Annotated in this window: 10 protein-coding genes and 2 riboswitches; of the genes, 4 read left to right on the top strand and 6 right to left on the bottom strand. The window is 68.2% G+C overall.

Going from position 1 to position 14587, the window contains the following annotated elements:
- Position 1: 1 nt before the first annotated feature.
- The 4 genes from ABE472_RS05710 to ABE472_RS05695 all read right to left on the bottom strand — a co-directional run bounded on the left by ABE472_RS05710 (position 2) and on the right by ABE472_RS05695 (position 8374).
- Positions 2 to 3067 (bottom strand): efflux RND transporter permease subunit, encoded by a 3066-nt coding sequence (locus tag ABE472_RS05710; RefSeq protein WP_346465849.1) that lies wholly within the window; start codon positions 3065 to 3067, stop codon positions 2 to 4.
- Positions 3064 to 6171 carry an MdtB/MuxB family multidrug efflux RND transporter permease subunit gene (locus ABE472_RS05705; protein ID WP_346465848.1) on the bottom strand — a complete coding sequence of 1036 codons (3108 nt, stop codon included), beginning with the start codon at positions 6169 to 6171 and terminating at the stop codon, positions 3064 to 3066. The genes ABE472_RS05710 and ABE472_RS05705 overlap by 4 nt, the downstream gene beginning before the upstream one ends.
- The gene (locus ABE472_RS05700; RefSeq protein ID WP_313209036.1) at positions 6168 to 7328 is read right to left on the bottom strand and encodes an MdtA/MuxA family multidrug efflux RND transporter periplasmic adaptor subunit; all 1161 of its coding nucleotides are present in this window, start codon (positions 7326 to 7328) and stop codon (positions 6168 to 6170) included. The genes ABE472_RS05705 and ABE472_RS05700 overlap by 4 nt, the downstream gene beginning before the upstream one ends.
- 428 nt (positions 7329 to 7756) lie before the next feature.
- The gene (locus tag ABE472_RS05695; RefSeq protein WP_313209037.1) at positions 7757 to 8374 is read right to left on the bottom strand and encodes a trimeric intracellular cation channel family protein; all 618 of its coding nucleotides are present in this window, start codon (positions 8372 to 8374) and stop codon (positions 7757 to 7759) included.
- Positions 8375 to 8467: 93 nt separating this feature from the next.
- Positions 8468 to 8559, bottom strand: a riboswitch (glycine riboswitch).
- An 8-nt stretch (positions 8560 to 8567) separates the two neighbouring features.
- Positions 8568 to 8661, bottom strand: a riboswitch (glycine riboswitch).
- A gap of 44 nt (positions 8662 to 8705) precedes the next feature.
- Here ABE472_RS05695 and ABE472_RS05690 point away from each other — a divergent pair.
- Together ABE472_RS05690 and ABE472_RS05685 are read left to right on the top strand one after the other, a co-directional pair.
- On the top strand, positions 8706 to 8975 hold the full coding sequence (locus ABE472_RS05690) for a GIY-YIG nuclease family protein (protein ID WP_313209038.1): 270 nt from the start codon (positions 8706 to 8708) through the stop codon (positions 8973 to 8975).
- Between the two features lie 86 nt (positions 8976 to 9061).
- The gene (locus tag ABE472_RS05685) at positions 9062 to 9406 is read left to right on the top strand and encodes a ribonuclease E inhibitor RraB (protein WP_313209039.1); all 345 of its coding nucleotides are present in this window, start codon (positions 9062 to 9064) and stop codon (positions 9404 to 9406) included.
- Here ABE472_RS05685 and ABE472_RS05680 read toward each other — a convergent pair whose 3' ends face one another.
- Complete coding sequence (locus tag ABE472_RS05680; RefSeq protein ID WP_346465846.1) at positions 9407 to 10699, bottom strand: NAD(P)/FAD-dependent oxidoreductase; 1293 nt, start codon at positions 10697 to 10699, stop codon at positions 9407 to 9409.
- 162 nt (positions 10700 to 10861) lie between these two features.
- Between ABE472_RS05680 and ABE472_RS05675 the strand changes: the two genes are divergently transcribed.
- Together ABE472_RS05675 and ABE472_RS05670 are read left to right on the top strand one after the other, a co-directional pair.
- Positions 10862 to 11623, top strand: coding sequence for an NYN domain-containing protein (locus ABE472_RS05675; RefSeq protein WP_102788585.1), 762 nt, complete (start codon positions 10862 to 10864; stop codon positions 11621 to 11623).
- A 74-nt stretch (positions 11624 to 11697) separates the two neighbouring features.
- Complete coding sequence (locus ABE472_RS05670) at positions 11698 to 12318, top strand: glutathione S-transferase (RefSeq protein WP_070472123.1); 621 nt, start codon at positions 11698 to 11700, stop codon at positions 12316 to 12318.
- Between the two features lie 61 nt (positions 12319 to 12379).
- On the opposite strand, the gene ABE472_RS05665 is transcribed toward ABE472_RS05670, so the two are convergent.
- Positions 12380 to 14560, bottom strand: a complete 2181-nt coding sequence (locus ABE472_RS05665; protein ID WP_346465845.1) for a primosomal protein N' — start codon at positions 14558 to 14560, stop codon at positions 12380 to 12382.
- Between the last annotated feature and the right edge of the window lie 27 nt (positions 14561 to 14587).

Raw genomic sequence — 14587 nt, 5'->3', positions numbered from 1 at the left:
ATCACGGGGTGCGCCGCAGCTTCGCCAACGCCAGATAGATCGCCGGCGTCGTATACAACGTCAACCACTGGCTCACCAGCAACCCACCCACAATCGCGATCCCCAACGGCTGGCGCATCTCCCAGCCTTCGCCAGTGGCCAGCATCAACGGCAACGTACCCAGCAACGCAGCCACACTGGTCATCAGGATCGGGCGGAAGCGCAGCCGTGCCGCCTCGCAGATGGCCTCATACGACGACAGCCCGCGCTCGCGTTCGGCCGACAGCGCGAAGTCGATCATCAGGATGGTGTTCTTCATCACCACGCCTACCAGCAGGAACAATCCCAGCAGCGAAATCAGGTTCAATTCGTTGCCGAACGCCATCAGCGCCAACAGTGCGCCCACGCCGGCCGAGGGCAGGGTGGACAGGATCGCCAGCGGCTGCACGAAGCTCTCGTACAGCACGCCCAGCACCAGGTACACCGCCAGCATCGCGCCGACGATCAGCCACAGCTGACGCTCACGCAGTTTCTCGAAGCCACCGGCCTCGCCACTCAGCCTGGCCTGCACATGGGTGGGCAGCATGATGCCGGCCATCGCGCGGTCCACGGCTTTCACCGCCTGGTCCAGGGTGACGCCGGGTGCGAGGGCGAACTCGATCCAGACCGAGGCAAACTGCTGGCTGTGGTAAATGCGGTCCGGTGCCATGCCGTAGGACCAGCTGGCAATCGAGGACAGTGGCAGGCGCTGGCCGTCCTTGCCGATCACGTGGATCTGCTCCAGCGTGGAGGGATCCTGGGTATAGCGCGGGTCCAGTTCCATCACCACGCGGTACTGGTTGAGGGTGTCGTACAGCGTGGCGACCTGGCGCTGGCTGAAGGCGTTGTTGAGCACGGAGGCGATCATGCGCATGTCCACGCCCAAGCGTGCGGCGGCGTCGCGGTCGATGTCCAGCACCACCTGGCGCATGCCTTCGTCACCCTTGGATTCCACGTCCACCAGCTCGGGCAGGGCGCGCAGTGCGTCGGCCACCTTGGGGGCCCATTGCCGCAGGGGCTCCAGCTCGCCGGACAGCAGCTGGAACTCGTATTGGCCACTGTCGCCGCTGCCTTCCAGCTTGATGTCCTGGTCCACCCACAGGAACATGCCGCCGCCGGGAATCTTCGGCATGTTGCTGCGCAGGCGGTCGATCACCTGCTGGCTGGACACCTTGCGCTCGGCCAGTGGCGTCATCTTGATCATGATGAAGGCGTTGTTGACCCCGCTGCGCCCGCCGATGTACCCGATGATGTCGCTGATCGCCGGGTCGGCCAGCAGCAGTTTGCGGTACGCCTCGATCTTGGGCTGCATGACCTGGAACGAGAGGCCGTCGTCGCCACGCGCGAAGCCACGCAGCTGGGCGGTGTCCTGCTTGGGCACGATGCCCTTGGGCACCTGCTGGAACAGCCACACGTTCAACGCGATCACGCCGGCGAACAGCAGCAACGGCACCGCTAGCCAGCGCAGCATCGTCTGCAGGCTGCCCACATAGGCGCCGCGCAGGCGTTCGAACAGCGCGGTACCGGCGCGCTGCAGCCCATTGCCCGGGCCGGGTCGCGGCTGCCCGAGCAGGCGTGCGCACAGCATCGGGGTCAGGCTGAGCGAGACCAGCAGCGAGACGCCCATCGCCGCCACCAGGGTCAGCGAGAACTCGCGGAACAGCTTCTCGACGAAGTCATCCAGGAACAGGATCGAGATGAACACCACGGCCAGCGCGATGTTCATCGACAGCAGCGTGGCACCGACTTCCCCCGCGCCCCGCAGCGCGGCGGTCATCGGCGAAGCGCCTTCTTCGCGGTGGCGGGCGATGTTCTCCAGCACCACGATCGCATCGTCGACCACCAGCACCGCTGCCACGATCAGCGCCATCAGCGAAAGCGTGTTGAGCGAGAACCCGAGCAGGGCGATGATCGCCAGCGCGCCCAGCAGCGAGACCGGAATCGCCACGGTCGGCACCAGCGCCGCGCGCCAGTGGCCGAGGAAGGCCAACACCACCAGCACCACCAGCGCGATCGCCAGCAGCAGCGTCAGCTCGGCCTCGCGCAGGGTGGCGCGGATCACCGGCGAGCGGTCCATCACCACCTGCATGTCGATGGCGGCCGGCAGCAGTGCCTGCAGCGTGTCCATCTGCGCCTGGATGGCATCGACGGTCTCGATGATGTTCGCGTCCGGCTGGCGGCTGACGATCAGCAGCACCGCCGGGCGCTCGTTGTGGAAGCCGCTGGCATAGCGATCCTCCACGCCTTCGCTGATCCCGGCCACATCCTCCAGGTACACCGGGCGGCCGTCGCGCATCGCCACGATCAGGCGGCGGTACTCAGCCGCGGTGCGCAGCTGCAGCGTGGCCTCCAGCTGCCACTGCTGGGCCTGGCTGGCCACCGTGCCCAGTGGCTTGAGCGCGTTGGCGTTGCGGATCGCCGCAGCGATGTCGTCCAGCGCGATGCGGTGATGGTTCAGGGCATTGGGATCGAGCGAGACGCGCACCGCCGGCAGTGAGCTGCCGCCCACCTGCACCTCGCCGACGCCGGGAATCTGCGCCAGCTTCTGTGCGATCACGGTGGAGGCCACGTCGTAGATCTGGCCCGGCGCGAGGCTGTCCGAGCTCAGCGCCAGCGCCATGATCGGCGCCTGCGAGGGATTCACCTTGCGGTACTGGGGCATGCCCGGCATGCCGCTGGGCAGCTGCGCGCGCGCGGCATTGATCGCCGCCTGCACGTCGCGCGCGGCATCGTCCACGTTGCGGCCGAGCGCGAATTTGAGCTCGACCTGGGTCGAGCCCTGGGTGCTGGCCGAGTCGATCCCGGTCAATCCCGGGATGGTGCCCAGGGCTCGTTCCAGCGGCGTGGCGACGTTGGCCGCCATCGATTCCGGACTCGCGCCCGGCAGGCTGGCACTGACGTTGATCGCCGGGTAATCAACCTGCGGCAATGGCGCGACCGGCAGCAGGCGCAGCCCGAGCAGGCCGGCCAGCACCACCGCCACCGCCAGCAGCACGGTGGCGACGGGATGCTGCACGAACCAGCCGATCGCCCGCGACAGCGGACTCACGCCAGCGCCTCGTCAGCCCCGTCGGCCACCGGCGCCGGGCGCTGGCGGAAGCGGTCGAAGAACAGGTAGATCACCGGCGTGGTGAACAGGGTCAGCACCTGGCTGACGATCAGCCCGCCCACCATCACCAGGCCCAGCGGCTGGCGCAGCTCCGCGCCCGAGCCACTGGCGAACATCAGCGGGATCGCGCCGAACAGCGCGGCCAGCGTGGTCATCAGGATCGGGCGGAAGCGCAGCAATGCGGCCTGATGGATCGCCTGACGCGGCGCCATGCCGTGCTCGCGCTCGGCCTCCAGCGCGAAGTCGATCATCATGATCGCGTTCTTCTTGACCAGCCCGATCAGCAGCACGATGCCGATCACCGCGATCAGGTCCAGGCTGCGCCCGCTGACCAGCAACGCCAGCAACGCACCCACGGTGGCCGAGGGCAGGGTGGAGAGGATGGTGATCGGATGGATGAAGCTCTCATAGAGCACGCCCAGCACCAGGTACATCACCACCACCGCCGCCAGCACCAGCCACAACGTGCTCGACAGCGAGGCGCGGAACGCATCGGCCGCCCCCTGCAGGCGCAGTTCGACGCTGGCCGGCAGGCCGATCGCGGCGCGGGCGCCTTCGATGGCCTCCACCGCTTCGCCCAGCGATGCCTCCGGGGCGAGGTTGAACGAGAACGTCACCGCCGGGAACTGGCCGACATGGTTGATCAGCAGCTGCGCGGGGCGCTGTTCGATCCGTGCGATGCCGCCCAGCGGCACCTGCCGTCCGTCCGGACCGGTGACGTGCAGGCGTGCGATCGCATCCGGGCCGAAGGCCACGTCCGGGCGCGCTTCCAGCACCACGCGGTACTGGTTGGCCTGGGTGAAGATGGTCGAGATCTGGCGCTGCCCGAACGCGTCGTACAGCGCATCGGCGATGGTCTCCACGCTGATCCCCAGGCGCGCGGCGGCGACCCGGTCGATCACCACGTGTGCCTGCAGCCCTTGGTTCTGCAGATCGCTGGCGACGTCGGCCAGTGCCGGTGCCTGCTGCAGATGCTCGAGCAGGCGCGGCGTCCACGTCTCCAGCTGCGCGATATCCGGGCTGGTCAGGGTGAACTGGTACTGGGTACGGCTGATCCGGTCTTCGATGCCCAGCTCCTGCACCGGCTGCAGGTACAGCCTGATGCCCGGGACATGCGCCACGCGCTGCTGCAGCCGCGCGATGATCGCCTGCGCATCGGCAGCGCGCTGTGCGTGCGGTTTCAATTCGATCAGCAGGCGCCCGCTGTTGAGCGTGGCGTTGTTGCCGTCCACGCCGATGAACGAGGACAGGCTGGCCACGTCCTCATCCTCCAGCAACGCCGCCGACAACGCCTGCTGGCGCTGCGCCATCGCCTGGAAGGAGATCGACTGTGGCGCCTCGCTGATGCCCTGGATCAGCCCGGCATCCTGCACCGGGAAGAAGCCTTTGGGCACCCACACGTACAGCAGTGCCGTCAGTACGAGGGTGGCGACGGTGGCGGCCAGCATCAGCGGCTGGCGTTGCAGCACCCAGTGCAGCTGACGATCGTAGACCGCCACGACGCGATCGAACGGGTCACCCTGCTGCGCCGATTCCTGCCCATCCGCATCGCGGCGGGTGGCATGACCGGCCTTGAGCAGGCGCGCGCACATCATCGGCGTCAGCGTCAGCGAGACCAGCAGTGAGATGCCGATCGCCACCGCCAGGGTGATCGCGAATTCGTGGAACAGCTTGCCGACCACGTCGGCCATGAACAGCAGCGGGATCAGCACCGCGATCAGCGACAGGGTCAGCGAGATCAGGGTGAAGCCGATCTGCCGGGCGCCCTTCAGCGCTGCCTGCATCGGCGTGGCACCGCGCTCCAGATGACGGGCGATGTTCTCCAGCATCACGATCGCATCGTCCACCACGAAGCCGGTGGCGATGGTCAGCGCCATCAGGGTGAGATTGTTGAGCGAGAAGCCGGCCAGCAGCATCACCCCGAACGTGCCGACCAGCGACAGCGGGACCGCGATGCTGGGAATGATCGTGGCCGGGATGTTGCGCAGGAACAGGAAGGTGACCATCACCACCAGTGCGATCGCGATCAGCAGCTCGTGCTGCACGCCGCGGATGGACGCGCGGATCGATTCGGTGCGATCGCTGAGGATGGCCACATCCACACCGGCCGGCAGCGAGGATTGCAGTTGCGGCAGCAGCGCACGCACCTGGTCGACCACGGCGATGACGTTCGCGCCGGGCTGGCGCTGGATGTTGATCAGCACCGCCGGGGTGGTGCCCGACCACGCGGCCAGCTGGCGGTTCTCGGCGCCATCTTCGATGGTGGCGACATCGCCCAGGCGCAGCGGTGCGCCGTCCTTCCAGGCCAGGATCAGGGCGCGGTACTCGGCCACCGAGCGCATCTGGTCGTTGGCATCGAGCATGATCGCGCGGGTCGGGCCGTCGAAGCTGCCCTTGGGCAGGTTGACGTTGGCCGTGCCGATCGCGGTGCGGATGCTGGCCATGCTCAGGCCGTTGGCGGCCAGCGCGGAGGGATTGACCTGGATGCGGACTGCCGGGCGCTGCCCGCCGGCCAGGCTGACCAGGCCGACGCCGGGCAGCTGCGAGATCCGCTGCGCCATGCGCGTATCGACCAGGTCGTGCACCTGCGGCAGCGACAGCCCCTGCGAGGTCACCGCCAAGGTCAGGATCGGGGTATCGGCCGGGTTGACCTTGCGGTACACCGGCGGCACCGGCAGGTCATCGGGCAGGAAGCTGTCGGCGGCGTTGATCGCGGCCTGCACTTCCTGCTCGGCCACGCCGAGCGCGACCTCCAGCGAGAACTGCAGGGTGATCACCGACGCGCCGCCGGAGCTGGTCGAGGACATCTGCTTCAACCCCGGGATCTGCCCCAGCTGCCGTTCCAGCGGCGCGGTGACCGCACTGGTAGTGACATCCGGGCTGGCGCCGGGATACAGCGTGGTGATCTGGATGATCGGGTAATCGACCTGCGGCAGTGCCGCGACCGGCAGCAGGCGGTAGGCCATCACGCCGGACAGCAGCAGCGCCACCATCAGCAGCGTGGTCGCGACCGGGCGCTCGATGAAGGGGCGCGAGAGGTTCATGCGCCGGTCCGCGGCGGGTCCTGCTCCACCACCTCGACCTTGGCGCCTTCGCGCAGGCCGTCGATGCCTTCCACCACCACGCGCTCGCCAGGCTTGAGGCCTTCGCGCACCGAGACGCGCTCGCCATCGGCCGGGCCGAGCACCACGGTGCGCAGCGACGAGGTGTCATCGGCCGCGATCACGTAGACGTAGCTGCCCTTGCTGCCGAACTGCACGGCCGCGTTGGGAATCACCACCGCATCGCTGCTGCTGACCTGCAGGCGCACGTTGACGAACTGGTTGGGGAACAACGACTCATCGGCGTTGGCGAACTGCGCGCGCAATTTGAGCGTGCCGGTGGCGGTATCGATGCGGTTGTCCAGGCTGGAGAGCACGCCGTCGCCGAGCGCGGTGCGCTCCTCGCGGTCCCAGGCTTCCACGGTCAACTGCGGATTGGCGCGTGCCGCAGCCACCACCGCCGGCAGGTCCGGCTCGGGCACGGTGAACAGCACGCTGATCGGGGTGGTCTGGGTGATCGTGGCCAGCGGCTCGGTATCGCCACTGCGCACCAGGTTGCCGACATCGACGTTGCGCAGGCCCATGCGCCCGGCCACCGGTGCGGTGATGCGGGTGTACTGCAGCTGCAGGCGTGCTTCATCCACCGCCGCCTGATCGGTCTGGCGGCGGCCCTGCAGCTGGCGCACCTTGCTCTGCTGATCACTCAGGTCCTGCGCGGAGACGAAGTGCTTGGTCTGCAGTTCGGCGAAGCGCTTGAGTTGGCTTTCGGCATTGTCCAGCTCGGCCAGGTTCTGCTGCTGGGTGCCCAGCGCACGCGACAGCTGCACCTGGAACGGGCGCGGATCGATCTCGGCCAGCAGCTCGCCGGCGGTGACGTGCTGACCCTCGGAGAATGCCAACCGCAGCAGTTCGCCATCCACGCGGCTGCGGATGCTCACCGTATGCAACGGGGTCACCGTGCCGAGCGCTTTCAGGCGCACCACCAGATCTTCCCGCGTCGCGGTGGCCACACGCACCGGGGTGGCGGTGCTCGCAGGCGCGGCCTCGGCGGTCGGCGCGGGCGACAACACCCGCCAGGCGATCACGGCGGCGGCCAGTACGGCCACGACCAACAGCGGTTTGAACAGACGACGGGAACGCGAGGGGAGCGGGGCAGACATGGGGCATCCTGCGCGCACGCCACACGGCGAACGCGTCCATGGTTTACCGGCCCGTGGGGGCAGGCGGGGCGAAGTGGGGTTGTCTGGCGGGGCCGCTGGTCGAATGCCGCAGCGTGGCTGGATACCGACCCGGGAGGGGCGGGGGCGTCATGGTACCGCGTGTGGATGCCTGCACTCACATGCCCTTGGTCATGGGGCGGGGCAGGGCCCGGGCGGATGGGTGCATTGCGTCATCCGACCAAGGTGGTCACGGGGCGGCGCATGCATACCGTCGGTACACGCCGCCACCCGACCAACGGTCGGGTGCTACCGGTGCATTGAACGTATGTCAGGCCACCCGACCAACGGTCGGGTGCTACCGGTGCATTGAACGTGTGTCAGGCCACCCGACCAACGGTCGGGTGCTACCGGTGCATTGAACGTTCCGTTCAATGCACCTCGTCGCGGTATACGAACTTCGGCATTTCCCAGTTGAAGTGGATGGCCAGCAGGCGGAACAGGAAGCCACCGCCCAGGCACCACAGCGTGGCCGCGTTGAGCGATACACCGAGTTCCAGCAGGGTCAGGTAGGCCGCGCCGGTGAGCAGGGTGATCACGGCATACAGTTCTTTCTGGAAGATCAGCGGCACCTCGTTGCACAGCACATCGCGCAGCACGCCGCCGAACGCACCGGTCAGCATGCCGGCGATCAGGATGATCGGCACGGTGTGCCCGCCTTCGCGCGCGACTGCGCAGCCGATCAGGGTGAACGCGATCAGGCCCAGGCCATCGAGGACCAGGAAGGTGCGCCGGAAGTGGTGCATCCAGCGCGCCACCCAGGTCGCGATCAGCGCCGCGCAGATGGTGAAGCCCAGGTACTCCGGGTGCTTCACCCAGCCCAGTGGGTAATGGCCGAGCACGATGTCGCGCAGCGAGCCGCCACCGAGCGCGGTGACGCAGGCGATGATGACCACGCCGAACAGGTCCATGCGGCGGCGGCCGGCCGACAGCGCGCCGGTCATGGCTTCGGCCGAGATGGCGATGAGGTAGATCAGGGAGAGCAGCATGGGGGTGGCTCCGGGAAGCACGTCAGGCGGGGACGGAAACGCACACGCATCACGCCAGCGCCGCTGCACTGTCGTGGGGTGGGATTCTGTTGCCGCTCCCGCTGTCCTTTTGCCTGAGAGTTCGGTGGCCAAGGCCACGTGCCCCTTCGGCGGGTCATTGAAGACCTCTCTCCAGATCGGCGTGTCGGATGCATGGTTGGTGGCTGTGCAGCCACCGGCCTGAGCGATTATGGGAGCCTGCGCCTTCGGCGGGCGCCAGCGCGGCGCCTCTCTCCTGCATCCGGGGCGGATTCTAGCAGCCGCCGGGCCCGTGCCGGGGGATAATCCCGGTATGCCCGCTGAACCCGCCCTCTGGTACCTGTACCTGCTTGAATGCCGCAACGGCAGCTATTACGCCGGCATCAGCAACGACGTGGACGCGCGCTTCCAGGCCCATCTCGCCGGCAAAGGGGCGAAGTACACCCGGGCCAACCCCCCGGTGAAGGTGCTGGCGATGCGCGCCTACCCGGACCGCGCGACGGCGTCGAAGGCCGAGTGGCAGCTCAAGCGGCAACCGCGCGAGCGCAAGCTGGCGTGGCTGGCGCTGCCCGATCCCACGTAGCCCCGCGTGCGGGTTGTTCGGGCCTTCGTTGGCGGCATACCATCGACCCTCGTTCGTTGATCCGCTTGCCCAAGCCCTGGAGTGCCATGTCCCGCGATCTGTCGTTGTACCCGGAAGATGAGAATGGCGATGTGCTCTGGAACATGCTGCAGGATGGCGACGACCTGTCGATTCCGCGCGAGGTGGATTTCGCGCTGATCTTCCCGACCCAGGACGTGGCGATCGCCTTCGCCGTGCACCTGCTCAAGAACGACCAGAAGGTGTCCTTCGCGGCGTACGAGGGCAACGACGACTACCCGTGGCAGGTGGTGGTGCATCCGCTGATGCTGCCGACCCACCAGAACATCTCGGGCTTCGAAGGTCTGCTCGCCAGCGAGGCGGTCTCCTACAGCGGCCAGGTCGATGGCTGGGGATGTCTGTCGCAGGGCTGATCAGGGCGTGGGCGGTCGTTTCGGCCGGCGATCGTCCTGTGCATCACCGAAGATGATCCGGGCGCTGCGCTGGTAGCTCCAGTACGCCACCGCCCAGTTCAACAGCACCACCACGCGGTTGCGGAAGCCGATCAGGAAGAACACGTGCGCGGCCAGCCAGAACCACCAGGCCAGCACCCCGGAGAGCTGCAGCCGGCCGAGGTGGACGATGGCGGCCATGCGGCCGATGGTCGCCAGGTTGCCGAAGTCCTGATACTTGAACGGCCCGGGTGCGGGCCTGCCGGCCAGGCGCGCCTGGATCGTGGTGGCCACGTGCTTGCCCATCTGCTTGGCCGCCGGCGCGACGCCGGGCACCGGCTTGCCGTCAGCCTGGGTCAGTGCGGCCAGGTCACCAGCGACGAAGATCTCCGGGTGGCCGTCCAGGGTGAGATCGGGCTGCACCGGCACGCGGCCGGCGCGATCCAGTGGCACGTCCAGCGTGCGCGCCAGCGGTGAGGCGGCGACACCGGCGGCCCAGACCACGGTGCGGGCCTCGACGAAGCGCTCGCCGAGCTGGAAGCCTTCGGCATTGATGTCGCTGACGGGGGTGCCGGTGAGCACTTCCACGCCCAGCTTTTCCAGCTGCCGCCGTGCCTTGAGCGAGAGCACCTCGGGGAAGGTCGACAGCACGCGCGGGCCGGCCTCGACCAGGCGGACCTTGGCCGAGGCAGGATCGATATGGCGGAACTCATTGCGCAGCGTATGCCGTGCGATCTCGGCCAGGGTACCGGCCAGTTCCACGCCGGTGGGGCCACCGCCGACCACGGCGAAACTCAGCCAGGCCGCTTTGCGCGCGGGATCGGGTTCGGCCTCGGCGCGCTCGAAGGCGAGCAGCAGCTTGCGGCGCAGCGCGATGGCATCGTCCAGCGTCTTCAGGCCCGGCGCATCAGCCGCCCATTCGTCGTGGCCGAAATACGCATGGGTGGCACCGGTGCACAGCATCAGGGTGTCGTAGGCGATCTGCGTGCCATCGGCCAGGGTCGCGGTGCGCGCCGCCTTGTCGATGTCGGTCACTTCGCCCAGCCGCACTTCAACGTTGCGCTGGTCGCCGAGGATGTGGCGCAGCGGTGCGGCGATATCCGGCGCGGACAGGCCGGCGGTGGCCACCTGGTAGAGCAGCGGCTGGAACAGATGGTGGTTGCGACGGTCCACCAGGGTGATGCGCACGTGCGCCGAGGTGAGGGCACGGGTAGCCCAGAGGCCGGCAAAACCGCCACCGATGATGAGCAGGTGGGGCGTGGGATCGCGGGTCATGCTTCACTCCTTGGCGGGCGCCGGCGGGGGGCGGCGCAGGTCGTCTCGTGATGCGGCCCATGGTCGCACGTGAAGCGCGATGTTCACGTCGATGGCCGATACTGGGTTCAGGGGCCATCGCACTTGCCCGATGGCCGATCCGATCCCGCCCAGGAGACCGAGATGTCCGAACCGGAAAAGCGCATCGCCCTGTTGATCGATGCCGACAACGCGCCCTCGTCCAAGATCGATGCGGTGCTGGCCGAAGTCGCCCGCTATGGCGTGGCCAATGTCCGCCGCGCCTACGGCAACTGGAAGAGTCCGCGCTTGAAAGGGTGGGAATCGGTGCTGCACGAATACGCGATCCGCCCGATCCAGCAGTTCGCCTACAGCCGCGGCAAGAACGCCTCGGACATGGCCATGGTGATCGACGCGATGGACATGCTGTACGCCCGCAATCTGGACGGTTTTGCGATCGTCTCCAGCGACGCGGATTTCACCCCGCTGGTGATGCGCCTGCTGACCGACGGGGTGAAGGTGTACGGCTTCGGCGAAAAGAAAACGCCCGAGCCGTTCGTCAACGCCTGCTCGAAGTTCACCTACATCGAAGCCCTGGGTCAGCCGCATGCGGCCGATCAGGAAGTGGAGCAGGACAACGAGGAAACCCGCCCGCGCAAGAGCGGCCCGGAGCTGCGCAACGACACCCGCCTGGTGCAGATGCTGCGCCGCGCGGTGACCTCGGCCGAAGCCGAGGATGGCTGGTCACACCTGGGCCCGGTCGGCAGCCAGATCGGCAACCAGGCCTCCTTCGATTCGCGCAATTACGGGTACGGCAAACTCAGCGATCTGCTGGCCGCGACCGGCCTGTTCGAGATGAAGAAGGACGGCAAATCGACGTATGTGCGCGCGCTGCCGAAGAAGAGTGCGGCGAAGGCGACGAAGTAACAGCCCGCCGTTGGGCGTATCGTATCCGCACCGCGCGCCCCGTGCCGCGCATCGCCCGATACGAGAGTCCGATCATGCTGAAAATCTGGGGCCGTCGCAATTCCAGCAACGTGCGCAAAGTGCTGTGGTGTGCCGAGGAGATCGGTGCGCCCTACGAGTCGATCGAAGTCGGCGGTGCATTCGGTGGCACGCAGTCGCCGGCGTACCGCGCGATGAATCCGAACGGGCTGGTGCCGGTGATCGAGGACCAGGGCCTGCCGCTGTGGGAATCCAACACGATCGTGCGCTATCTCTGCGCGCGCTACGCGCTGGGCACGCTGTACCCGGAGGACGTGGTGGCGCGCGCGCAGTCGGAGAAGTGGATGGACTGGACCACCTCGACCTTCGCCGGCGTGTTCCGCGATCTGTTCTGGGGCACGTTGCGGACCGCGCCCGCTGATCGGGATGAGGCGCGCATCGCTGCCGCACTGGTGCGCTCGGGCGAGTTGCTGGCCATGGCCGATGAGGCCTTGTCGCGGCAGCCGTATCTGTCCGGTGAGCAGTTCGCGATGGGCGATATCCCGCTGGGCGCCTTCATCTATGCCTGGTTCGAGATGCCGATCCAGCGGCCGGACCTGCCGCATCTGGCCGCCTGGTACGAACGGCTGAAGCAGCGGCCGGCGTACCAGCGTGGGGTCATGACGGCGTTGACCTGATCGGGGTGCCGGCCAGCGGCCGGCACTACCTCGTGCCGACAAACGGTCGGCACCTGCCGGCCTAGTACAGATCCATCGGATCCACATCCAGCGACCAGCGCACCCTGCGTGCCTGCGGCAGCGCGGAGATCTGCGGCGTCACCTGGTCCAGCACGCCATGCAGTGGGCGTCGCGCGGGTGAGGACAGCAGCAGCTGGGTGCGCTGGTAGCCGGCGCGGCGGGGCATCGATGCCGGCATCGGGCCGTAGCGTTCCACCGCGGCATCGTCGGGAATCAACGCGCGCACCGCACTGAGCATCGCGTTGGCATGCTCCACCTGCTGCGCTTCGGCACGCAGCAGCGCCAGGTGCGCGAACGGCGGGAAACCGGCCGCCTCGCGCTGCTGAAGCTCCGCATCGGCAAAGGCGTGGTAGCCGCCGTTGACCAGCGTCTCCAGCAGGGGATGCCCCGGGTGGTGGGTCTGCAGCCAGACCTCGCCGGCATCCACCGCACGCCCGGCGCGGCCGGCGACCTGGATCAGCTGCTGGGCGAGCTTTTCACTGGCGCGGAAGTCGGCCGAGAACAGACCTTCATCGATGCCGACCACTACCACCAGGGTCAGCTTCGGCAGGTCGTGACCCTTGGCCAGGATCTGCGTGCCGACCAGAATCCCCGCGCGATCGCCCAGCAAGGCCAGCTGGGTTTCCAGCGCATCGCGCTTGCCGGTGGTGCCGCGGTCGATGCGGATCACCGGGAACTCCGGGAAGGCCTCGACCAGATGTTCTTCCAGCCGTTCGGTACCGATGCCCTGCGGCTGCAGCGCCAGGCTGCCGCAGTCCGGGCACGCCAGCGGCGCGGACTGGCGCGCACCACAATGGTGGCATTGCAGGCGCCGGCCACCGGCATGCACGGTCATCGGCGCATCGCAGCGCTGGCACGGCGCGGTCCAGCCACAGTCATGGCAGAGCAGCACGGGCGCATAACCGCGGCGGTTCTTGAACACCAGCACCTGGTGCCCGGCCTGCAGATGCTGGGTGATGCCGGCCAGTACTTCCGGCGAGAGCCCATCGCGCAACGGTCGTTTGCGCACATCGAGCACGCGCACCACCGGCGGGCGCGCGGCGCCGGCGCGCTGCTTCAGGCGCAGGTGGGTATAACGGCCGGCATGCGCGTTGTGCAGCGATTCCAGCGACGGCGTGGCGCTGCCGAGCACGACGGCGACGTCCAGTGCCTTGGCGCGTACCAGCGCGAAATCGCGCGCGTGATAGCGGATGCCGTCCTGCTGTTTGTAACTGCCGTCGTGCTCTTCGTCGATCACGATCAGGCCCGCATGCGGCAGTGGCGTGAACACCGCCGAGCGCGTGCCGACGATGACCTGTGCTTCGCCCCGCGCGGCGGCGGCCCACACGCGGGCGCGCTCGTTGTCGTTCAAGCCCGAGTGCAGCACATGCACCGGAATGCCCAGGCGGTTGCGGAAGCGCGACAGCGTCTGCGGGGTCAGCCCGATCTCCGGCACCAGCACCAGCGCCTGCTTGCCGCGTGCCAGGCAGGCGACGATCGCCTGCAGGTAGACCTCGGTCTTGCCGCTGCCGGTCACGCCATCGAGCAGGAAGGCACCAAAACCGTCGGCGGCGGTGATCGCGGCGATCGCCTCGGCCTGTTCGGCGTTGGGCGCGGGGCCGCTTGCCGGCGAGGCGATGGCCGGTGAATGCGCCAGCGCGATCCGTTCGACCAGCTCGCGCTTGGCCAGCGACCGGGCCGCGCTGCGCCAGTCGTCCATCAAGGTATCCAGGCGGTCTTCGTTCACCACGCCCTCGGCCAGGCACTCGGCCAGACGTTGCGGGCGGGTACCGCTGCGCAGCTTGGGCTGCGGGTCGCGGCCGGCCGCCGTCAGCTGCCAGCCCCACTGATGGGTGTCCGGCACGGCCTCACCCCGCCGCAGCGGACCGGGCAGGGCCGTGCTGATCACCTCGCCCAGCGGGGCATGGGTGTAGCGCGCCAGCCACTGCAGCGAGCGCCACAGCTCACCGGTCACCAGCGGCGTGGTGTCGATCCACTCGATCGCGGCACGCAGGCTGCCCGGGTCCTCGACCTGGCCGATCCCGGCCACCACGCCGATCAGCTCCCGCGAGCCGAACGGCACCCGGACCCGCTGCCCGGTCATCCCCGGGTCCGGGGCTGGCCCGGGCGGCGGGGCATAGTCGAACAAGTGCGGCAGCGGCACCGGCAGGGCGACGCGCAGGGTCGAAGACGAGGAGGTCATCGGGCCAGTGTAGCGGGCAGGGGCGGA

This window comes from Stenotrophomonas sp. TWI809 (assembly GCF_039673205.1).
Taxonomy (GTDB): Bacteria; Pseudomonadota; Gammaproteobacteria; order Xanthomonadales; family Xanthomonadaceae; genus Stenotrophomonas.
This window is presented reverse-complemented; position numbering and strand designations above follow the sequence as displayed.